Source organism: Burkholderia sp. SRS-25 (genome assembly GCF_004343765.1).
GTDB classification, from domain to species: Bacteria; Pseudomonadota; Gammaproteobacteria; order Burkholderiales; family Burkholderiaceae; genus Burkholderia; species Burkholderia contaminans.
Map to the genome: position 1 here is coordinate 26,454 of NZ_PTXM01000005.1, position 20,031 is coordinate 46,484.

At 67.4% G+C, this 20,031-nt stretch carries 20 protein-coding genes; 11 read left to right on the top strand and 9 right to left on the bottom strand.

Translation table 11 applies throughout. The features are described from left to right. Positions 1-5: 5 nt before the first annotated feature. On the top strand, positions 6-1,214 hold the full coding sequence (locus tag C5O79_RS06690) for a glycosyltransferase (protein ID WP_122474543.1): 1,209 nt from the start codon (positions 6-8) through the stop codon (positions 1,212-1,214). On the opposite strand, the gene C5O79_RS06695 is transcribed toward C5O79_RS06690, so the two are convergent. After that, a complete protein-coding gene (locus C5O79_RS06695) occupies positions 1,171-1,860 on the bottom strand; it encodes a CmcI family methyltransferase (protein WP_122473979.1) in 690 nt (229 codons plus the stop codon). The genes C5O79_RS06690 and C5O79_RS06695 overlap by 44 nt on opposite strands. A gap of 25 nt (positions 1,861-1,885) precedes the next feature. Here C5O79_RS06695 and C5O79_RS06700 point away from each other — a divergent pair, with 25 nt between their 5' ends. Next, the gene (locus tag C5O79_RS06700; RefSeq protein WP_122474542.1) at positions 1,886-2,851 is read left to right on the top strand and encodes a phosphotransferase; all 966 of its coding nucleotides are present in this window, start codon (positions 1,886-1,888) and stop codon (positions 2,849-2,851) included. 12 nt (positions 2,852-2,863) lie between these two features. Here C5O79_RS06700 and C5O79_RS06705 read toward each other — a convergent pair whose 3' ends face one another. Further along, on the bottom strand, positions 2,864-3,439 hold the full coding sequence (locus tag C5O79_RS06705; RefSeq protein ID WP_046545815.1) for a polysaccharide deacetylase family protein: 576 nt from the start codon (positions 3,437-3,439) through the stop codon (positions 2,864-2,866). Between the two features lie 85 nt (positions 3,440-3,524). Continuing rightward, positions 3,525-4,073, bottom strand: coding sequence for a hypothetical protein (locus tag C5O79_RS06710; protein ID WP_047850816.1), 549 nt, complete (start codon positions 4,071-4,073; stop codon positions 3,525-3,527). Positions 4,074-4,352: 279 nt separating this feature from the next. Between C5O79_RS06710 and C5O79_RS06715 the strand changes: the two genes are divergently transcribed. Then, the gene (locus C5O79_RS06715; RefSeq protein WP_122473978.1) at positions 4,353-4,832 is read left to right on the top strand and encodes a DUF2501 domain-containing protein; all 480 of its coding nucleotides are present in this window, start codon (positions 4,353-4,355) and stop codon (positions 4,830-4,832) included. Between the two features lie 126 nt (positions 4,833-4,958). On the opposite strand, the gene C5O79_RS06720 is transcribed toward C5O79_RS06715, so the two are convergent. Together C5O79_RS06720 and C5O79_RS06725 are read right to left on the bottom strand one after the other, a co-directional pair. Beyond that, positions 4,959-5,324: a hypothetical protein gene (locus tag C5O79_RS06720; RefSeq protein ID WP_039357869.1), complete on the bottom strand. Its 366-nt coding sequence runs from the start codon at positions 5,322-5,324 to the stop codon at positions 4,959-4,961. A 324-nt stretch (positions 5,325-5,648) separates the two neighbouring features. Continuing rightward, entirely contained in the window at positions 5,649-6,410 is a 762-nt protein-coding gene (locus C5O79_RS06725) for a hypothetical protein (RefSeq protein ID WP_046545812.1), read from the bottom strand. Between the two features lie 124 nt (positions 6,411-6,534). Between C5O79_RS06725 and C5O79_RS06730 the strand changes: the two genes are divergently transcribed. The 3 genes from C5O79_RS06730 to C5O79_RS06740 all read left to right on the top strand — a co-directional run bounded on the left by C5O79_RS06730 (position 6,535) and on the right by C5O79_RS06740 (position 9,992). Further along, positions 6,535-7,971 carry an aldehyde dehydrogenase family protein gene (locus C5O79_RS06730; RefSeq protein WP_122473977.1) on the top strand — a complete coding sequence of 479 codons (1,437 nt, stop codon included), beginning with the start codon at positions 6,535-6,537 and terminating at the stop codon, positions 7,969-7,971. A 123-nt stretch (positions 7,972-8,094) separates the two neighbouring features. Beyond that, entirely contained in the window at positions 8,095-9,285 is a 1,191-nt protein-coding gene (locus C5O79_RS06735; protein ID WP_046545810.1) for a nitronate monooxygenase family protein, read from the top strand. A gap of 65 nt (positions 9,286-9,350) precedes the next feature. Continuing rightward, complete coding sequence (locus C5O79_RS06740) at positions 9,351-9,992, top strand: OmpW family outer membrane protein (protein WP_039357873.1); 642 nt, start codon at positions 9,351-9,353, stop codon at positions 9,990-9,992. 75 nt (positions 9,993-10,067) lie between these two features. Here the strand turns inward: C5O79_RS06740 and C5O79_RS06745 are convergent, their stop codons facing one another. Beyond that, on the bottom strand, positions 10,068-10,271 hold the full coding sequence (locus tag C5O79_RS06745) for a DUF1289 domain-containing protein (RefSeq protein WP_010095552.1): 204 nt from the start codon (positions 10,269-10,271) through the stop codon (positions 10,068-10,070). Between the two features lie 424 nt (positions 10,272-10,695). Between C5O79_RS06745 and C5O79_RS06750 the strand changes: the two genes are divergently transcribed. The 4 genes from C5O79_RS06750 (at position 10,696) to C5O79_RS06765 (ending at position 14,777) form a co-directional block, all read left to right on the top strand. After that, on the top strand, positions 10,696-11,790 hold the full coding sequence (locus C5O79_RS06750; protein ID WP_046545809.1) for a polyamine ABC transporter substrate-binding protein: 1,095 nt from the start codon (positions 10,696-10,698) through the stop codon (positions 11,788-11,790). 85 nt (positions 11,791-11,875) lie between these two features. Beyond that, positions 11,876-13,036 carry a polyamine ABC transporter ATP-binding protein gene (gene potA / locus C5O79_RS06755; protein ID WP_046545808.1) on the top strand — a complete coding sequence of 387 codons (1,161 nt, stop codon included), beginning with the start codon at positions 11,876-11,878 and terminating at the stop codon, positions 13,034-13,036. Continuing rightward, entirely contained in the window at positions 13,033-13,959 is a 927-nt protein-coding gene (locus tag C5O79_RS06760) for an ABC transporter permease subunit (RefSeq protein WP_043183030.1), read from the top strand. The genes potA and C5O79_RS06760 overlap by 4 nt, the downstream gene beginning before the upstream one ends. Beyond that, positions 13,956-14,777, top strand: coding sequence for an ABC transporter permease subunit (locus C5O79_RS06765; protein WP_039357879.1), 822 nt, complete (start codon positions 13,956-13,958; stop codon positions 14,775-14,777). The genes C5O79_RS06760 and C5O79_RS06765 overlap by 4 nt, the downstream gene beginning before the upstream one ends. 178 nt (positions 14,778-14,955) lie before the next feature. Here C5O79_RS06765 and C5O79_RS06770 read toward each other — a convergent pair whose 3' ends face one another. Genes C5O79_RS06770 through C5O79_RS06780 form a run of 3 tightly spaced genes read right to left on the bottom strand, consistent with a single transcriptional unit; the run spans position 14,956 to position 18,364 of the window. Further along, a complete protein-coding gene (locus C5O79_RS06770) occupies positions 14,956-15,762 on the bottom strand; it encodes a sulfite exporter TauE/SafE family protein (protein WP_046545807.1) in 807 nt (268 codons plus the stop codon). A gap of 18 nt (positions 15,763-15,780) precedes the next feature. Beyond that, on the bottom strand, positions 15,781-17,448 hold the full coding sequence (locus C5O79_RS06775; RefSeq protein ID WP_122473976.1) for a bifunctional protein tyrosine phosphatase family protein/NAD(P)/FAD-dependent oxidoreductase: 1,668 nt from the start codon (positions 17,446-17,448) through the stop codon (positions 15,781-15,783). A 31-nt stretch (positions 17,449-17,479) separates the two neighbouring features. Next, positions 17,480-18,364, bottom strand: coding sequence for an MBL fold metallo-hydrolase (locus tag C5O79_RS06780; RefSeq protein WP_131931295.1), 885 nt, complete (start codon positions 18,362-18,364; stop codon positions 17,480-17,482). A 248-nt stretch (positions 18,365-18,612) separates the two neighbouring features. On the opposite strand from C5O79_RS06780, the gene C5O79_RS06785 reads away from it, so the two are divergent. Next, entirely contained in the window at positions 18,613-19,995 is a 1,383-nt protein-coding gene (locus tag C5O79_RS06785; RefSeq protein WP_122473975.1) for a sigma 54-interacting transcriptional regulator, read from the top strand. Positions 19,996-20,031 lie beyond the last annotated feature (36 nt).

The window sequence follows — 20,031 nt, forward strand, 5'->3', positions numbered from 1 at the left end:
CGTTCATGAAACGCATCCTGTTCTGCGTGGTGCCCGAAAAGGGGCACGTCAATCCGTGCATCGGCCCGGCCCAGCATCTGCGCACCGCCGGGTGCAACGTCGCGTTCTATGCGCCGGCCGATATCAGTGCACAGCTCGACGGTGCCGGCGGCTTCGAATTCGTCGGGCCGCGCGAAACGCCCGAGCGCCACGACCTGTCGCGCGGCGCGAGCTTCGCCGCGAACATTCGCGACGCGGACTGGCTGCGGCACTGGATCCGCACGCTGCTGATCGATCTCGCCCCCGCGCAGGTGGAAGGCCTCCGCGCGGTGCTGCGTGACTGGCGGCCCGATGTGGTCGTGATCGATCCGCTGCTCTATGCGGCGGCGATCGCGGCGGAGCTGGAAGGGCTGCCGTGGGTCTCGATGTCGAATTCGCTGAATCCGGTGCTGCCGGACGATCTCGATTCGGAACTGCTGCGCACGGTGCGATGGCTCGAACCGGAACGCACGCGCCTGTTCGCGCGCTACGGGCTCGACGCGCGTTTTCGCGGTTGCGACATCCTCTCGCCGCACCTGACGCTCGCGTTCACGACCGACGCGCTGGTCGGTGTCCCGCCGCCCGGTGTCGAGCTGGTCGGGCCGGCAATGCCGTCCGGCCCGCGCGGCGACGAGACGCCGTTCCCGTGGGAACGCCTCGATGCGGATCGTCCTTTGGTTTACATGTCGCTCGGCAGCCAGCTTTACTACCATCCCGATGTGTTTGCGAAGGTCATCGAGGCGACGCGCGCGACGTCGGCGCAACTGGTGCTGTCGGTGGGTGAACTGGTCGATTCGGATCTGCTGCCGGCCGACGACGGGCGTGTGGTCGCGGTACGTTACGTGCCGCAACTGGCGCTGCTGCAGCGCACGCACGCGTTCGTCAGCCACGGCGGCGCGAATTCGGTGATGGAGTCGCTTGCGAGCGGCGTGCCGATGCTGCTGTCGCCGTTCTGCAATGACCAGTTCCATTCGGCGCACTTCGTCGAGTGGGCCGGCGCGGGGTGCGTGCTGGATCTGCAGCAAGCCGGCGTGGCGGATATCGCCGATGCACTTGAACGCCTGTTGCGGCCCGGGACGTTGCGCGACCAGGCGGCGCGGATCCGCGCGAGCTACGCGGCGCGCGACGGTTCGGCCGAGGCGGCGCGCCTGATCAGCGTACTCGCTTCAGGAAACCGCCTGGCGACAGCGTCATGAGCACGCGGTCCTCGATGTCGTAGTCGACCTCGAAGCGGTTGTCGCGAGCGAGGAATTCATGCGCGGCGGTGGCCGGGTTGTTGCCTTTGCCGTACGGCTTGCCGTCGAACATCGACGCGGGCAGGTACTCCATGATCGTATCCATCACGATCGCGTAACTGCCGGGCGTCACGAGCGGCGCATAGCATTCGAGTTCGCGCAGCACGTGCGCGTGGGTGTGCGTGAGATCGAGGATCGCCATCACGCGTGCGCCTTCATCGATCTGCGCACGCACCGATGCGAGCGTGTCGGCCGCGCATGATTCGCCTTCGATCAGCGTCATGCGGTGGGCGAGGCGGTGCGATTGCAGGCGCTGCCTGACCTCGTCGCGCAGGCGCGGCTCGATTGCGACGACGCCGCCGTGCTCGCCGGCCAGTTCCAGCATCGACGCGGAGAATACGACGCCGCCGCCCGCCGCGATCCCTGTCTGCACGATGCGGTCGGGACGCTCGCGCCAGATCAGCTCCTGGAGCGCGAGCATGTCGCCGGGCAGGTGAAAGAAGCGCTCGCCGAGCCAGCGCGTCTGGAACAGATGGTCGAATTCGGCAGCACGCGTCAGCCATTCGATATTGATGTCCCGCATGCGGGCCGAGGGACGCTCTGACATGGTCAATGCAACGAGTAGGAGTGACGTGAAAACGCTGGAACCGTGGCTTCACCGGTATTGGAACATCGGGCCGGCGCACCTGCAGGCGCTGGCGTCGGGCCATACTAACAAAACGTATCTCGTCGAGTGCGATGCGGGGCGCGCGGTGCTGCGCGTGTCGTGGCCAGGCAAGGCGGTCGAGCAGGTGCATCGCGAGGCGGCAGTGCTCGGTCATCTCGGCCACTCGCGCACGGCACCGAGGCTGCCTGCGCTGCCGAAGCTGCGGCCGACCGTGGACGCACGGTCCGGTGTGCAGCTGCCCGACGGGACCTGGCTGCATCTGTTCGAGCCTATCGCCGGCTGCCCCGGCCTGCCGGACGATGCAGAGGCGGGCGCGATCGATGCGATGCGTGCGCTTGCGCATCTGCACGCGGCGATGGCGGCGATGCCCGCGACCGAATCGGCGCCGCTGGCCTGGCTGTCTGCGCGCCACGCACGCGTGGCGGCGCGAGCTGCGCCGTCGTTGCCGGGTGACTTGAGCGGCCACTACGAGACGATGATCCGTCGGATCGGCGCACATCTCGACGCTGCTGCCCGCTGGCTGACGGGAGCGGCGCAGTGGCTGCACGGCGACTATCACGCGGGCAACCTGCTGTACGTGGGGCACGCGGTGAACGGCGTGCTCGATTTCGACGATGTCGGGCAGGGCGCGCAGTGGCTCGAAGCGGCTTTTGCGCTGTTCGCGCTGTCGCGCGATGCGGGCAGGGACGATGGCTTCGTATTCGATGCACGGCGCTGGGATGCCGGCCTGCAAGCCTATGCCGCGACGCGGCCCGGTGACGTGCCGGACTGGATGCACGACCGCCGCGATGCGCTGATGGCCCTGTTCTGCGCGGACCAGACGCTGATCCATCTCGAAGCCGCACAACGCGGCCTGTGGACACCGGGGCCGGGCATCGGCTTTCTCGGCAGCTGGCGGCAGTTGCTCGATGGTGCGGCGCCGGTACGTTGACCGGCGGCTTCGTCAGCTCGGACGATTCAGGAACAGGCGCACCGCTTCGACCGTATTGGGCCGCGCCTCGCCGTGCCGCGATCCGTCGTGCATGCAGAACAGCACGTCACGTTGCCGTGCCGCGCTGGCGTCGACATGTGCGCACATCGCTTCGAACAGCGCTTGCGGCGACGGAGCGGGGCGCTGCCAGTCGTCCAGTATCGCGGTCCAGCCCGTGTGTTCGCGCTGCAATCGTGCCAGCACGCCGGTGCGATTGTCCTGCGGCATCAGGCCGTAAGGCAGGCGCAATGGAATCGTGTCCGGAGCCGGAACGCCGGCGCGGCGATAGGCTTCGCGGATCAGCGCGTCGGTCGTCTCGATCTCGTCGATCAGTGCATCGTCCGTCAGCGCGCCGGGCTTCGCGTGCGAATGGGTGTGATTGCCGAGTTGGTGGCCTTCGCGCGCTATTCTTGCCGCGACGTCGAGCGCGTTTGCCAGATTCTGGCCGAGCAGGAAGAAGGTCGCCTGACAGGACGCGGCGTGCAGGACATCGAGCAAGAAGGGTGTCGAGGGACCGGGCCCGTCGTCGAAACTGAGGCGAATGGACATCGCGGGTGGGTGCGCCGTTCAAGGTGTACCGGAGGAACGATAACGCAAGTCGCGGCGAGCGGCGGCCGGCGCTCTCATCGGTCGGCTACTGGAGCGGCTCGATCGCCAGCGGACAGGTGCCGATCCGACGCAACTGCGTGCCGGTCCATTCATAGAAGAACCGGGCGGCCTTCGCGCTGTTGTCGTCGCAATCGTCGTTGAAGCAGCCCGCGACGATCAGCAGCCTGCTGCCGGGGCGGAAATCGACACGCTCCTCGTCGTTGCCCATCACGCCCGCGATGGCCTGCACGCCGGGCATCGTGTACGTCGCGCCCGTGTACTTGTCGACGATCGCGAAATTTCGGCAATCCGTTCCGCAACCCCAGATCGCAACCCGGTAGTGGCCGGAAAAATTGGCCGGTTGTGTGAATTCGTCGCGAATCACGGTGCGGTAGAGGCGGGTTTCCCGGGTGGTCAGGCGGGGCGCGGCAGCCGGCTTGCGTGGCGCGCTTGCGGCGGGTGCCGGATAGCGGTCGAACGAAGGCGACGAGCATGCGGCGGCGACCGCGGCCGTCGCGGCGCGAGCGGTGCCGGTGCCGCAAAGCAGCGCGGCCGACGCGCAGGCGATCAGCAGAAATCGATGGGCAAGCGTCACGCGCGCATCCTTCAGGTTCGGGATCGGGCCGGAGGGTCCGAACGGCCGGCGACGACGATTCTATGACGCTTCACGCGCGCCGGCGACCCGGCGCAGCGATCGCGAGCCTGCGTCAAACCGACCTTCCGCACGCGGCCCGTCGTCAAGCTTTGTCAAATTGTGGCGATATCACGATGCCTGACGTTTCAGGCCGCCTTCGAAGGCAGTCATGTGCGGGTTGATTGAGTATCCTTGGATTCGATTCGCGGCACTCATGCCATCACAACCGGGAGGCTTCACATGAATGCACGTCTATACCGCGCGATCGTTGCCGGCGCGCTGATCGGATTGCTCGCGCCGTTTTCGGTGGCGCATGCGCAGCTGGGCGATGTCCTGAAGCAGGTCGGCGGCGGTGGCGATTCAGGCGGCAGCGCGGGCGGCGCGCTCGGCAATCTCGGCGGCCTCGGCGGTGCATTGACGGGCGGCGGTGGTGCGTCGCTGATGCCGGGCAGCACCGGCAACGTCGCCGGCCTGCTGCAGTTCTGCATCCAGAACAACTATCTCGGTGGCGCGTCCGGCGGCGCGTCGTCGGTGAAGGACGCGCTGATGGGCAAGCTCGGCGGCAGCGCGTCGTCCGACAGCGGCTATACCAGTGGCGCGAGCGGGATCCTCGATGCCGGCAACGGCGGCAAGCTCGACCTGAGCGGCGGCGGCTTGAAGCAGCAGGTGACCAAGCAGATCTGCGACAAGGTGCTGACGCAGGCGAAGTCGCTGCTGTAAGTGTCGCGGTGCGTGGCGGCGCAGGGGGCGGCGCGACGCGTACCGCGTCCGTCGGTCATCGCGACTGCCACGCGCGTCGACAAACAGGCGAGCGGCCGCGCGACGCCGCGGCCCGCACGCATGGACTCAATCGGCCAGCCGCTTGTCGGCGAGCGCCTTGCAGCAGTCTTCGTAGACCCATTGCACGAGTTTCGCCCGATAGTCGAGATCGTCGGTATCGACGATTTCCTCGACCGCGTCGCGCGCCCATGACGCATCGACGAACCCGGCATGCCGCTTCGCGATGTCTTGCGCGAGCGCCGCGAGCTTGGCAACGGCCAGCCAGTCGGCCTGACGATGATGGCGGTCGAGCCAGCGGTGTGCGGCCTGGACCTGGAACGCGGCGTCCGGCCACGATTCGTTGAGGTAAAACGCGCCGAGATTGCCGCAGGTGAGCCAGCAAAGCAGTTCCAGGCGGTCTTGCGAGCCGAGGGTATGGGGTGCGTCGGACATGGCAGCGCTCACGAAATACGTCGATTCCGGGCGGCGCCGGTTGCAACGGGCCGGTGCCGATAATAAAAACATAGCACGATGCGGGCCCGACCGCGCACCCGGGTGGATGCTGACATGGCGGTGGTGAAACGGACGCTGCGCCGGCCAGGATCGCCGACGGCGAAGGAAGGGGGCAGCGGGAACGGAAAGTGCGCGAGCGCGTGAGCGGCGACACGGGAAGAGGCGGCCGGGGAACGGCCGCTGGGCGCCGTGAATGCCGTGGAGCGGGCCCGTTGCCGGACCCGCCGCAGCCCGGCGCGCGGGCCGGGCTGCCGATGAGCGAACTCAGGTCGTCGTGTGCGTGGCGCGCGCGATCGAGCGGATGCTGCGCTCGACGCGGATCAGGATGATCAGCACCGCGAGCGACACGAACGAATACAGCGCGACGAGCGCGGCGACGCCCGCGTAGCGCGCGGTCTGGCCGTTCTCGGCAGCGGTTTCTTCCGCGGCCTTCTTCTCGTTGTCGATCGCGGTCCGGCGTGCATCGTAGCGCTGCGAGAAGTCGCGCATGACCGCCGACACGACGTCGGTGTACGCCTGCTCCCGCGCATATTCGTCGCCGTGACTGGTGACCTTCTTCTTGACGCTGGCCGCGACGTCCGTGCGCGACAGCACCTTGTCGAGATACGCGATCTGCTGCTCGTAGTACGCGACTTCCGGATGGTCGTCGTCATTGAGCACGCGCTGGAACGACGGCTCGTATGCATCACGATCGACCGCGTAATCCGGCGACAGGGCCGCCCGGCCATGCTTCTGCACGATGCCCGACAATTGCGTCGACAGGCGCAGCGCGGGCGACGCATCGTCGTCCTTGGCTGCCGCGCCGTCGGCGGCAGGCGTGGCCTTGGCGGGCGCATCGCTCTCCCACGCGAACGATGCAGGATCGACCTGAACGGCCGAATCGACCTTCGGCGGTTTCGACAGGCGCGCATCGAGTGCGACCGCGCCGAATATGACCCCGCCGATCAGGACTGCGGTCGCGAACAACAGCACGATCACGCGCAGTACCTGAAGATAGCCGCCCTCGATTCTGGTCAGGATGCTCAAGGCATTCTCCTTTCTTATGATGATTGAGGCGCCGAGGCTAAAGACCTTTCTAATGGCTGTCAATCGTCACACCGGCCGCCCGAAACGCTCGCTAGAATGTCGGCTTTCCTGGAGGCGGAAAGCGATGAAAATCTACGACCAGTTCTATATCGACGGCGCGTGGCGCAAACCGGCCGGCACCGGCACGATCGACGTGATCGACTCGGGCACCGAGGCCGTGATCGGCCGGATTCCGGAAGGCGTCGCTTCCGACGCGCAGGACGCGATCCGCGCGGCGCGCGCAGCCTTCGACGCGTGGGCGGCCACGCCGCCCGCGACGCGCGCGGGCTACCTGCGCAAGATCGTCGAGCAGCTGCAGGCGCGCAGCGAGGAGTTCGCGCAGTCGATCACCGGCGAAGTCGGGATGCCGATCAAGCTGTCGCGCGCGATCCAGGTCGGCGGCCCGATCTACAACTGGAAGGCGTACGCGAAGCTCGCCGAATCGTTCGAATTCGAGGCGCAGGTCGGCAACTCGCTCGTCGTGCGCGAGCCGGTCGGCGTCGTCGCGGCGATCACGCCCTGGAACTATCCGCTCAACCAGGTCACGCTGAAAGTCGCGCCGGCGCTCGCGGCCGGCTGCACGGTCGTCCTGAAGCCGTCCGAAGTCGCGCCGCTGAACGCGTTCATGCTTGCCGAAGCGATTCACGAAGCCGGGCTGCCGCCCGGCGTGTTCAACCTCGTGTGCGGCTATGGCCCGGTCGTCGGTGAAGTGCTGGCCACCGATCCGGACGTCGACATGGTGTCGTTCACGGGCTCGACGCGTGCCGGCAAGCGCGTGGCCGAGCTGGCGGCCGCGAGCGTCAAGCGCGTTGCACTCGAGCTGGGCGGCAAGTCGGCGTCGGTGATCCTCGACGATGCCGATTTCGCGACGGCCGTGAAGGGCACGGTCAACGCGTGCTACCTGAACGCGGGGCAGACCTGCTCGGCGCACACGCGCATGCTCGTGCCGGAAGCGCGCTACGACGAGGCGCGCGCGATCGCGAAGGCGGCGGCCGAATCCTACGTCGCCGGCGATCCGCGGCAGGATGCGACGCGCCTCGGCGCGCTCGCATCGGCCGCACAGCAGCAGCGTGTGCAGGACTACATCCAGCGCGGGATCGACGAAGGCGCCGAACTCGTGACGGGTGGCACAGGCCTGCCGGAAGGGCTCGCGAAGGGCTTCTTCGTGAAGCCGACCGTGTTCGGCCGCGTCGATCCGAAATCGACGATCGCGCAGGAGGAAATCTTCGGGCCGGTGCTGTCGATCATCACATATCGCGATGAAGACGAGGCCGTGCGAATCGCGAACGATTCGCCGTACGGGCTCGGCGGCGCGGTATGGGCCGGCAGCGACGAACGCGCGATGGGTATCGCGCGCCGCATCCGCACCGGGCAGGTCGACATCAACGGCGGCGCGTGGAACATGGCCGCGCCGTTCGGCGGCTACAAGCAGTCGGGGCACGGCCGCGAGAACGGCGTGTACGGGCTCGAAGAATATCTCGAGTACAAGTCGATGCAGCTCAAGCCCGCGAAGCCGGTCTGAGCGTTTCTCGTGGCATGAGATGGAAACGGCACGCTCGCGTGCCGTTTTTTTATTGACGGCCGTCAAGGTGCGCGTCTGTGGATCGTCGATCATCGCGGTTCCGATGTTCCGACGAGGTTTCAGATGACCGTACGCACTTCCTTTCCGCCGCTGACGATTCGCGGCCGCACCTTGTTGCCCGTCGTGCAGGGCGGCATGGGCGTCGGCATCTCTGCGCACCGGCTGGCGGGCAGCGTCGCGCGCGAAGGCGCGGTCGGCACGATCGCGAGCATCGACCTGCGCCACCATCATGCGGACCTGCTTGCACGATGCCGCGCGCAACCCGATCGCGCGACGCTCGAGGCCGCGAACCTCGAGGCGCTCGCACGCGAGATCCGCCTCGCGAAAACCTACAGCGAAGGCCGCGGGATGATCGCGGTCAACGTGATGAAGGCCGTGAGCGCGCATGCGGACTACGTGCGGGCGGCGTGCGACGAGGGGGCGGACGCGATCGTGATGGGCGCAGGCCTGCCGCTCGACTTGCCCGATCTCACGCAAGGCTACGACATCGCGTTGATTCCGATCCTGTCGGACAGCCGCGGGATCGCGCTCGTGCTGAAGAAGTGGATGAAGAAGGGGCGCTTGCCCGACGCGATCGTGATCGAGCATCCGGCGCACGCGGGCGGGCACCTCGGCGTCACGCAGATCGACGACATGCACGACCTTCGCTTCGATTTCGCGCGCGTGCTCGACGAGACCGCCCAGGTGATGGCGTCTCTCGGTCTTGCGCGCGAAACGATCCCGTTGATCGTTGCGGGCGGGATCAACAGTCACGACTCGGTGCGCGCGGCGTTCGACGCCGGCGCGAACGGCGTGCAGGTGGGGACGCCGTTCGCGGTGACGGAAGAAGGCGATGCGCATCCGCACTTCAAGCGCGTGCTGGCCGACGCGACGCCCGAGGACATCGTCGAATTCGTCAGCGTGACGGGGCTGCCGGCGCGCGCGGTGAAGACGCCGTGGCTCGATCGTTACCTGCGCAACGAGACGCGCATCCGCACCAAGCTCGGCGCGCTGAAGCAGCGCTGCCCGACCGCGCTCGAATGCCTCAGCGTATGCGGCTTGCGCGACGGCATCGAGAAGTTCGGCCATTTCTGCATCGATACGCGGCTCGCGGCCGCGCTGCGCGGCGACGTGGCGAACGGGCTGTTCTTCCGCGGCCGCGAAGCGTTGCCGTTCGGCCGTGCGATCCGCAGTGTGCGCGATCTGCTCGACCTGCTGCTGACGGGCAGCGCGACCGAGCCTGCGGCAAACCGTCCCACGTTTACGCTGGCTTGACGGATATCAAGATAAAGAGAAGACCCTACAGGGAGAATGGAAACCATTCTTTGGGGGTCCGTACCATGCATAAAACGATTCGAACTTGTGTCACCGCTGCTGCCGTTGCAGCCGCTTTCGCCGCGATGCCTTCGCTGTCGCATGCGGCCTCGCCGGGCGACGGCATCAACCAGGGCGACGTCCTGGTCCGGCTGCGCGCGATCAGCATCCAGCCGAACGAACGCGCGAGCGATACGCTGGGCGCGCTCAACGTCGGCGTGAACAACGCGATCGTGCCGGAGCTCGACTTCACGTACATGATCCGCGACTACCTGGGCGTCGAGCTGATCCTCGGCACGTCGCGTCACCAGCTCACGTCGAGCATCGGCAATCTCGGCGGCGTGGGCGTGCTGCCGCCGACGCTGCTGCTGCAGTACCACTTCAACCATGCCGGCAAGGTGCGTCCGTATGTCGGTGCGGGCGTGAACTACACGTACTTCTACAACAACGGGCTCAACGTCGGCGGCGAGGGCGTGTCGATCAACAAGAGCAGCTTCGGCCCCGCGCTGCAGTTCGGCGTGGACGTGCAATTGACGAAGAAGGTCTTCATGAACGTCGACGTGAAGAAGATCTGGATGAGCACCGATGCGACGCTCGGCGACAAGGGCATCGGCACGCTGCACATCGATCCGCTGATCGTCGGCGTGGGCGTCGGGATGAAGTTCTAGACGCGAAGGGAAAAGAACAGAGTTGGGGTTGGCGGCATGGCGGTCGGCATGCCGCTCTTTTTTTGCGCGGCGGATTTACAGCTTGTCGTACTGGAAGCGCATCGCGGTGCCTTCGCGCGAGATGCGCTCCCACACCGCGCGCTTCTCGTCGTCGCTCAGGAACACCCAGTTCGACACTTCGGCGGCCGTGCGGCCGCAGCCCTTGCAGACTTCGTCGAAGAGGGTCGAGCACACGCCGATGCAGGGGCTGTCGGGCAGGTCGTGGAGATTGGAGGCCATCGGGAGGTTCACGCAGTTGAATCGTCAGCCGCCATTTTAATCCATCGCGGCCGATCGGCCGGGCGGGGGCGACCGGCGTGCCGTACGCGCGCCGGGCGCGTGTCGGCACGGCCAGGCATCGGGCCCGGTCGCGCAGGCCGCTCGCGCGTCCGGCCGGCGAACGCGGTTGCGTCGCCGCCCGTTTTTCCCGGTGGACAGCCGCCGATTACCCGATAGAATTCCCCGGGAACGCCTCGCCGCACGGGCAGCCAGCCTGGCCGGCAGCGGGAATCTGTTCCGTTTGCGCGACACCGGCATGATTTTTTTGTGACGGGGCGCGAATGATGGTAGTTTTCGGGGTTTTCGAGGGGCGGCGCGCCAGAATGCGCCGCCATGACGAGGCAGACGGCAGCCGGACACACGGTCCGGCCGTAGGGAGAACGGGATGAAAGCAAAGGTAGTGGGCCGGTTCGCAGCGCTCGCGCTGTGCGTGGGTGCATCGGCGGCAGCGGCGAAGGATACGCAGCTCAATGTCTATAACTGGTCGGACTACATTGCGAAGGACACGATCCCGAACTTCGAGAAGCAGACGGGCGTCAAGGTCCGCTACGACAACTACGACAGCGACGACACGCTGCAGGCGAAGCTGCTGACGGGCAGCTCGGGCTACGACATCGTCGTGCCGACCAGCAACTACGCGGGCAAGCAGATCGCCGCCGGCATCTTCGCGCCGCTCGACAAGTCGAAGCTGCCGAACCTCAAGTACCTCGACCCGCAACTGATGGCGCTCGTCGCAGGCGCCGATCCGGGCAACAAATACTCGGTGCCCTGGGCGTACGGCACGACCGGTCTCGCATACAACCTGACGAAGGCGCAGCAGGCGCTCGGCAAGGTGCCGCTCGACAACTGGGACATCCTGTTCAAGCCGGAAAATCTCTCGAAGCTGAAGACCTGCGGCGTGTCGGTGCTCGACGCACCCGACCAGATGTTCGCGGCGACGCTGCACTACATCGGCAAGGATCCGATGAGCACGAACCCGGCCGACTACAAGGCCGCGATGGAAGTGCTGAAGAAGATCCGCCCGTACATCACGCAATTCAACTCGTCGGGCTACATCAACGACCTGGTCGGCGGCGACATCTGCTTCGCGTTCGGCTGGTCGGGCGACGTCGTGATCGCGAAGCATCGTGCGATCGAAGCGAAGAAGCCGTACAAGGTCGAGTACTACATTCCGAAGGGCGGCGCGCCGGTGTGGTTCGACGTGATGGCGATTCCGAAGGACGCGAAGAACAAGGATGCCGCGCTGCAGTGGATCAACTACATCGAGGATCCGAAGGTGCACGCGGCGATCACGAACGCGGTGTACTACCCGAGCGCCAACGCAGAGGCCCGCAAGTACGTGCGGCCCGACGTCGCGAACGACCCGGCCGTCTATCCGCCGGCCGACGTCGTGAAGACGCTGTTCCTGCTCAAGCCGCTGCCGCCTGAAATCCAGCGTCTGCAGACGCGTCTGTGGACCGAGCTGAAGTCGGGCCGCTGACGCGAGCCGATGTTCCCGGCAGTCATGAAGCCCCTGGTGCCCCCGGGGGCTTTGTTCGTTCAACGCAGGAGAGAAGCAGCACATCATGAATAGCCAGTCGGGTGCGCCGGTCGCGGGCGCGCCGTCCTCCGTTTCCTCCTCCGGCGCCGATGCGCGCGCCGAGTCTTTTGTCCAGATCGTCGACGTCGTCAAGAAATTCGGCGACACCGAAGCCGTGCGCAGCGTCAACCTGACCGTGCGCCAGGGCGAGCTGTTCGCGCTGCTCGGCAGCTCGGGCTGCGGCAAGTCGACGTTGCTGCGGATGCTCGCGGGTCTCGAGACGGTCACGTCGGGCAAGATCCTGATCGATGGCGAGGACCTCGCGCAGATGCCGCCGTACAAGCGGCCCGTGAACATGATGTTCCAGTCGTATGCGCTGTTCCCGCACATGTCGGTCGAGTCGAACGTCGCGTTCGGTCTCAAGCAGGAAGGCACGCCGAAGGCCGAGCTGAAGGCGCGCGTCGCATCGGCGCTGGAACTCGTGCAGATGAGCAAGTACGCGAAGCGCAAGCCGCATCAGCTGTCCGGCGGCCAGCAGCAGCGCGTCGCGCTCGCGCGCTCGCTGGTCAAGCGGCCGAAGCTGCTGCTGCTCGACGAGCCGATGTCCGCGCTCGACAAGCAGATCCGCCAGCGCACGCAGATCGAGCTCGTCAACATCCTGCACAAGGTCGGCGTCACCTGCATCATGGTCACGCACGACCAGGAAGAAGCGATGACGATGGCCAATCGCCTCGCGGTGATGAGCGAAGGGCAGATCGTGCAGATCGGCTCGCCGAACGAAGTGTACGAATATCCGAACAGCCGCTTCTCGGCCGAATTCATCGGCTCGACGAACCTGTTCGACGGCGTGACCGTCGAGGACGAACCCGACCACGTGTACATCGAGTCGCCGGAGCTGCCGAGCCGGCTGTACGTGAGCCACGGGATCTCGGGCCCGCTCGGGATGCCGGTCACGGTGTCGGTGCGCCCCGAACGGATCGCGCTCACGCGCAAGCCGCCCGAGGGCGCGTTCAACTGGGCGCGCGGCCGGATCAGCAACGTCGCGTACATGGGCGGCTACTCGCTGTATCACGTGAAGCTCGACGGCGGCAAGACGGTGATCGCGAACGTGTCGAGCCTCGCGATTTCGGAGCTCGACACGCCGGCGCTCGGCGACGAGATCTACGTGCGCTGGAGCGCGACGGCCGGCGTGGTGCTGACGTCATGACCACGTTCAAGTCCATGCTCTCGTGGCCGGTGCGGCGCTTCAACCTGACGGGCGCCACGGCGGTCGTGGCTGGCCCGTTCACGTGGCTCGTGCTGTTCTTCCTCGTGCCGTTCGTGCTGGTCGTCAAGATCAGTTTCGCGGAGCTGCAGCTCGGCATCCCGCCGTATACGGAGCTTGCGTCGTATACCGACGGCGTCGTGCACGTCGCGCTTAACCTGTCGCACTACGCGTTCCTGTTCACGGACAGCCTGTATTTCGCGACCTACGTGAACTCGGTGTGGGTGGCAGCGATCACGACGCTCCTGTGCCTGCTGATCGGCTATCCGATGGCGTACTACATCGCGCGCTCGAATCCGGCGACCCGCAACCTGCTGATGATGGGCGTGATGCTGCCGTTCTGGACGTCGTTCCTGATCCGCGTGTATGCATGGATCGGCATCCTGAAGAACAACGGGCTGCTGAACAACTTCCTGATGTGGATCGGGCTCACGCATACGCCGATCGAGCTGTATCGCACCAACTACGCGGTGTACATCGGGATGGTGTATTCGTACCTGCCGTTCCTCGTGATGCCGTTGTATGCGCACCTCGTGAAGATGGACCTGCGCCTGCTCGAAGCCGCGTACGACCTCGGCGCCAAACCGTGGAAGGCGTTCGTGCAGATCACGCTGCCGCTGTCGAAGAACGGGATCATCGCGGGCTGCCTGCTCGTGTTCATCCCGGCGGTGGGCGAGTACGTGATCCCCGAACTGCTCGGCGGCGCGAACACGCTGATGATCGGCCGCGTGATGTGGAACGAGTTCTTCAACAACGCAGACTGGCCGATGGCGTCGGCGGTGACCTGCGCGATGGTGCTGCTGCTGCTCGTGCCGATGGCGATGTTCCAGCACTTCCAGGCGAAAGAGCAGGGAGGCCGTCGATGAAGCCGAATCGTTACCTGCAGTTCGCGGCGCTGTTTGCCGGCTTCGCGTTCCTGTACATCCCGATCATCAGCCTGATCGTCTATTCGTTCAACGAGTCGAAGCTCGTCACCGTGTGGTCGGGCTTCTCGTTCCGCTGGTACGCGGCGCTCGTCGAGGACGACGAACTGCTGACGGCCGCGTGGCTGTCGCTGAAGATCGGCGTGCTGACCGCGTTCGCGTCGGTGTTCATCGGCACGTGGGCCGGCTTCGTGCTCGCGCGGATGGGACGTTTTCGCGGCTTCGCGCTGTTCAGCGGAATGATCAACGCGCCGCTCGTGATTCCCGAGGTGATCCAGGGGATCTCGCTGCTGCTGCTGTTCATCGAGCTCGCGAAGTGGATCGGCTGGCCGGCCGAGCGCGGCGTGTTCACGATCTGGCTCGGGCACGTGATGCTGTGCATCTCGTACGTGGCGATCATCGTGCAGTCGCGCGTGCGCGAGCTGAACCCGTCGCTGGAAGAAGCCGCGCTCGATCTCGGCGCGACGCCGCTGAAGGTGTTCTTCACGATCACGCTGCCGCTGATCTCGCAGGCGCTGATCGCGGGCTGGCTGCTGTCGTTCACGCTGTCGATCGACGACCTCGTGCTGTCGGCGTTCCTGTCGGGCCCCGGCTCGACGACGCTGCCGCTCGTGGTGTTCTCGCGTGTGCGGCTGGGGCTGAACCCGGAGATGAACGCGCTGGCGACGCTGTTCATCGTCGCGGTGACGGCCGGTGTCGTGATCGCGAACTTCGTGATGCTGCGCCAGGAACGCAAGCGGATGGCGGGGTTCGCGACCTGAGGTTCGGGTTGCGACCGCTGCTGTTAAAAAACGCCCGGTGCCGACGACGAGTCGGGCCGGGCGTTTTGTTTTGGTGGCGCTGCGTGTGGATCGGTGCCGGTCAGTACGCGATTGCGACGGACGAGGGGCGTCGCGGGCGGGACGCGGGTTCGATTCCCGCGCCCGATCGCGCGCCGCCTTACGCGCCGAACGCCGCCTTCGCGAGCAGCCCGAGCGCGACGCACACGAGCACGGCCGCGAACCCGGCTTGCACGTGCCGCGCGGCGAGGTGGCGCGACGCGCCGCGGCCGGCGGCCATGCCGAGCGCGGTCGCGACAGTGAACCACAGCGTCACGTCGAGCGGTGCGCGCGTGCCCGACACGAGCGTCGCGAACACGCCGCCGGTGCCGACGAGCGCGATCACCATCAGCGACGTCGCGACGACGCCGTGCATCGACACGTTCGTGAATTTGCGCAGCATCGGCACGATCACGAAGCCGCCGCCGACGCCGAGCAAGCCCGTCATCAGGCCCGTCATCGCACCGGTCGACGCCAGCGCGACGCCGACCGGCCAGGACCACACGAGCCGGCCGGTATCGGGGTTGATGCGGCCGACGCACAGCGGCGACGCTTCCGCGTCGACCGGCGCGTGCCGCAGCGCCTGCAACAACAGGCGGCCGGCAACGACCAGCATCGTCAGCGCGAACAACGCGAGCAGCAGGCGTTGCGGCAGCACGTGCGCGAGCCGCACGCCGAGCGTCGTGAGCGGCACGCCGGCCACCGCCATCAGGATGGCGGCGCGATAGCGCACGAGCCCGCGGCGGAAACCTTCGAGCGCGCCGAGGGCTGCGCTGCCGGCCACCGCGACGAGCGCGACGGGCGTGGCCTGCTGCATCGGCCAGCTCATGCCGACGACGAGCGCCGGCACCGCGAGGATGCCGCCGCCGGCGCCGGTCAGGCCGAGCACGGCGCCGACGAAACCACCGAGGACGAGAGAAATCAGCATGACGTCATCGGGCTCCGCTCAACGCACGATCGCGGGCTTGGCGAGCCATTCGCGGCCCTTGAGCATCGCCTTCCAGTAAAGCGGCGGCAGGATGCGCTCCTTCAGCAGCCACGCGAGCCGCGACGGACGCTTGCCGTCGATCAGCCACGCAGGGAAGGTCGGCGCGACCTTGCCGCCGTACAGGAACTCGGCGAGGACGATCTTGCCGCGCTCGACGGTGAGCGGGCACGAGCCATAGCCGTCGTACGCGGCGTCGCCGTGCACGCGGCCGAGCGACGCGAGCAGGTTGTGCGCGACGACGGGCGCCTGCTTGCGGGCGGCCGCGGCCGTTTTCGCATTGGTCGTGTTGGTGGCGTCGCCGAGCGCGTAGACGTCCGGATACTGCTTGTGCCGCAGGGTTGCAGGATCGACGTCGATCCAGCCGGCCGCGTCGGCGAGCGGGCTCGAACGCACGAAGTCGGGCGCCTTCTGCGGCGGCACGACGTGGATCATGTCGAACGGACGCACGACGGTTTCCTTGCCGCCGTCCGGCAGCGCGCGCGCGAACGTCGCACGGCGCGCGGGGCCGTCGACCGACACGAGGTTGTGGCCGAACGACAGCGCGATGTCGTAGCTTTTCACGTATTCCATCAGCGCCGGCACGTAGTCGGCGACACCGAACAGCGCGGCGCCCGCATTCAGGAACTCGACGTTCGCGGCTTCCAGGCGGCCGGAACGCCGCCAGTGGTCGCACGACAGGTACATCGCCTTCTGCGGTGCGCCCGCGCACTTGATCGGCATCGGCGGCTGCGTGAAGAGCGCGTTTCCGCCGCGGAACGCGCGGACCAGCTCCCACGTGTACGGCGCGAGATCGTAGCGGTAGTTCGACGTGACACCGTTGCGGCCAAGCGTGTCGGCCAGGCCTTCGATCGCGTGCCAGTCGAGCTTGAGCCCCGGGCACACGACGAGCTTGCGATACCCGATGCGGCGGCATCCGTCGAGCACGACCGTGTGCGCGTCGGGCTCGAAGCCCGCGACGGCGGCCTGGATGTGCTGCACGCCGCGAGGCAGCACGTCGGTCATCCGGCGCGCAGTGGTCCCGGGCTGGAACACGCCCGCGCCGACCATCGTCCAGCCCGGCTGGTAGTAGTGGACGTCGGCCGGATCGATCACCGCGATGTCGAGCGATGCATCGCGCGAGAGCAGGCTCGACGCGACCGCGATGCCGGCCGCGCCCGCACCGACGATCACGATGTCGTGCCGAGCGTCGACGGCCGGCGCCGCCTGTCTGCCACCTTGCACGACCCGCGACGCGAGCGCGCGCAGGTCGTAGCCGGCTGCGCCGGCCGTCGCGACGATGTCGTTCAGCGGACGCAGGCCGGCTTGCGACAGCGCCCACAGTGTGGCCGAGCGTGTACCGCTGCGACAGTACGCGAGTACCTGGCCTTCGAGCGACGCGACGAGCGCGCCGAACTGCGCGGCCTGGTCGTCGGTCACCTTGCCGGTATCGACCGGCAGGTAATGCACGTCGATGCCGAGCGGCGCGGCGGCCGCGCGGATCTCGGTGACGGTCGGCTGGTCGGGGCCTTCGCCGTCGGGGCGGTTGCAGATGATCGCGCGAATGCCGGCCGCGTGAAGCGCGGGCAGGTCGGCCGCCGCGATCTGCGGCGAGACCGACAGCGTGTCGGTCAGCTTGCGGATGGTCATGTCGGGGTTCTCCGGGGGGGGGGCGTGTCGCTCAGATCGCGTCGAGCGGGATCTTCAGGTAGCACACGCCGTTGTCTTCGGGCTCGGGCAGGTGGCCGGCGCGCATGTTGACCTGCACGGACGGCAGCATCAGCACGGGCATCGCGAGCGTGGCGTCGCGCGCGGTGCGCATCGCGACGAAATCGTCCTCGGTCACGCCGTCCTTCACGTGCACGTTCGCGCGGCGCTGCTCGGCCACGGTCGTCTCGAACTGCACGTCGCGGCCGCCCGGCTGGTAGTCGTGGCACAGGTACAGGCGCGTGTCGGGCGGCAGGCCGAGCACGCGCGCGATCGAGCGGTACAGCGTGCGCGCGTCGCCGCCGGGGAAGTCGCAGCGGGCCGTGCCGTAGTCGGGCATGAACAGCGTGTCGCCGACGAATGCCGCGCGCTGCGTCGCGTCGTCGACGCAGTAGGTCATGCACGCGGGCGTGTGGCCCGGCGTGTGCAGCGCGCGGATCGTCAGCGCGCCGAGCGCGAGCGTGTCGCCATCTTCGAGCAGCCGGTCGAACTGGCGGCCGTCCTGCGCGAAGCCGGGGCCTGCGTTGAACAGCGTGCCGAACACGTGCTGCACGCGGCGCACGTGCGAACCGATCGCGATCTGTCCGCCGACGTGTTCCTTCAGGTACGGCGCGGCCGACAGGTGGTCGGCGTGCACATGGGTTTCCAGCAGCCAGTGCACGTCGGCGCCGAGTTCGGTGACGCGGGCGATCAACCGGTCGGCGCTGGCCGTGCTCGTGCGGCCGGATTTGGGGTCGTAGTCGAGCACGCTGTCAATCAGCGCGCACGCGCGACTCGCGGTATCGAGCAGCAGATAGCTGACGGTATGGGTCGCCGGGTCGAAAAAGCCTTCGACCGACAGCGTGGTGGCATCGCTCACGGGGTGTCCTCGATCGGGTTCTGCAAGTGCAATCGGAATCTGTAACTCAAGAAGCGTGCCAGGTTGCAGCGCGGCCCGAGCCGATCTGCCAGGGACTTGATTCCGCTCGGATTTCGGGTCCGGCCGCCATGATGCGCGGACGTCGGCGGCATCCGGTCACCGACGCGGACTGCCACATCTGGCAGTGTCGTGGCAGAATTGGCAGTCTGCCTGGCAGTTCGTCGGGCTGCCCTTCACCGAGCGTCCGCATGAATCCGCACGACACCATCCCGATCGTCCCTGCGCCGCGCCACGACGCCATGCCCGACGTGCGCGCGCTCGTCGCGTATCTCGAGCAGGATCCGCAGCCGATGATCGTCGTCGATCCCGACTACCGCATCCTCGCGGCGAACGACGCGTACCGGCGCCAGTTCGGCGTGGCCGGCGTCGAGCACGTGGGCCGGCACTGCTTCCAGGTCTCGCATCACTACGACGTGCCGTGCGACCAGGCGGGCGAGCATTGCCCGATGAAGCAGGCGCTCGAATCGCGCGGGCTGAACCGTGTGCTGCACATCCACCACACGCCGCGCGGCCCCGAGCATGTCGATGTCGAATTGCGGCCGATCTTCGATGCCGACGGCAACGTGATCGCCTATGTCGAGCGCCTGACGACGGTGCGCAGCGCATCGGCGCAGCCGAGCGCGGAAGGGCTCGTCGGCGGCGCCGATGCGTTCAATGCGGCGCTCGGCGCATTGCAGCGCGTCGCGCCCTCGATGCTGCCGGTGCTGCTGCTCGGCGAATCGGGCACCGGCAAGGAGCTGTTTGCCCGCGCGCTGCACGAGGCGAGCGACCGCGCGATGGGGCCGTTCGTCGTCGTCGATTGTTCGGGGATCGCCGAGACGCTGTTCGAGAGCGAACTGTTCGGTTACGAGAAGGGCGCGTTCACGGGCGCGAACCAGCGCAAGCCGGGCCTCGTCGAAACCGCGCAGGGCGGCACGCTGTTCCTCGACGAGATCGGCGACGTGCCGCTGCCGATGCAGGTGAAGCTGCTGCGGCTGATCGAGTCGGGCACGTTCCGCCGCGTCGGCGGCGTCGAGGCGCTGCGCGCCGACTTTCGGCTGGTCGCGGCCACGCACAAGCCGCTGCGCGAGATGATCGACGACGGCCGTTTTCGGCAGGACCTTTACTACCGGATCAACGCGTTTCCGATTCCGTTGCCGGCGCTGCGCGAGCGGCGAGGAGACGTCGCGCTGCTGGCCGAATCGATCCTGCGGCGGATCGCGAACGCGCGCGCCAGCGCGGGCGACGCGGGCGCCCGGCCGTTCGTGCTGACCGAGCGCGCGCTCGCGTGTCTCGATGCGTACGCGTGGCCGGGCAACATCCGCGAGCTGCGCAACGTGCTCGAGCGCGCGTGCCTGTTCGCGGACGACGGGACGATCCGGATCGAGCATCTGCCGGCCGAGCTGGTTGTCGCGTCGGCGGTGCAGCAGGAGGGGGCCGGCGATGCGCGCGGCGTGTCGGACGCGGAGCTCGTGCGCATCGCACGCACATTCGACGGCACGCGCAAGGCGCTCGCCGAGCAGGTCGGGATGAGCGAGCGGACGTTGTACCGGCGAATGAAGGCGCTCGGGCTTGGCACGCGCGAGGGCTGAGCGCGCATGCTGCGCGCGGCTGGCGGCGAAAAGCGG

What these genes read in the sequence shown, in the direction of transcription:
- C5O79_RS06690 (WP_122474543.1), top strand. Translation starts at nt 6, where the DNA reads ATGAAACGCATCCTGTTCTGCGTGGTGCCCGAAAAGGGGCACGTCAAT.
- C5O79_RS06695 (WP_122473979.1), bottom strand. Translation starts at nt 1,860, where the DNA reads ATGTCAGAGCGTCCCTCGGCCCGCATGCGGGACATCAATATCGAATGG.
- C5O79_RS06705 (WP_046545815.1), bottom strand. Translation starts at nt 3,439, where the DNA reads ATGTCCATTCGCCTCAGTTTCGACGACGGGCCCGGTCCCTCGACACCC.
- C5O79_RS06715 (WP_122473978.1), top strand. Translation starts at nt 4,353, where the DNA reads ATGAATGCACGTCTATACCGCGCGATCGTTGCCGGCGCGCTGATCGGA.
- C5O79_RS06720 (WP_039357869.1), bottom strand. Translation starts at nt 5,324, where the DNA reads ATGTCCGACGCACCCCATACCCTCGGCTCGCAAGACCGCCTGGAACTG.
- C5O79_RS06730 (WP_122473977.1), top strand. Translation starts at nt 6,535, where the DNA reads ATGAAAATCTACGACCAGTTCTATATCGACGGCGCGTGGCGCAAACCG.
- C5O79_RS06735 (WP_046545810.1), top strand. Translation starts at nt 8,095, where the DNA reads ATGACCGTACGCACTTCCTTTCCGCCGCTGACGATTCGCGGCCGCACC.
- C5O79_RS06740 (WP_039357873.1), top strand. Translation starts at nt 9,351, where the DNA reads ATGCATAAAACGATTCGAACTTGTGTCACCGCTGCTGCCGTTGCAGCC.
- C5O79_RS06745 (WP_010095552.1), bottom strand. Translation starts at nt 10,271, where the DNA reads ATGGCCTCCAATCTCCACGACCTGCCCGACAGCCCCTGCATCGGCGTG.
- C5O79_RS06750 (WP_046545809.1), top strand. Translation starts at nt 10,696, where the DNA reads ATGAAAGCAAAGGTAGTGGGCCGGTTCGCAGCGCTCGCGCTGTGCGTG.
- potA (WP_046545808.1), top strand. Translation starts at nt 11,876, where the DNA reads ATGAATAGCCAGTCGGGTGCGCCGGTCGCGGGCGCGCCGTCCTCCGTT.
- C5O79_RS06760 (WP_043183030.1), top strand. Translation starts at nt 13,033, where the DNA reads ATGACCACGTTCAAGTCCATGCTCTCGTGGCCGGTGCGGCGCTTCAAC.
- C5O79_RS06765 (WP_039357879.1), top strand. Translation starts at nt 13,956, where the DNA reads ATGAAGCCGAATCGTTACCTGCAGTTCGCGGCGCTGTTTGCCGGCTTC.
- C5O79_RS06770 (WP_046545807.1), bottom strand. Translation starts at nt 15,762, where the DNA reads ATGCTGATTTCTCTCGTCCTCGGTGGTTTCGTCGGCGCCGTGCTCGGC.
- C5O79_RS06775 (WP_122473976.1), bottom strand. Translation starts at nt 17,448, where the DNA reads ATGACCATCCGCAAGCTGACCGACACGCTGTCGGTCTCGCCGCAGATC.
- C5O79_RS06785 (WP_122473975.1), top strand. Translation starts at nt 18,613, where the DNA reads ATGAATCCGCACGACACCATCCCGATCGTCCCTGCGCCGCGCCACGAC.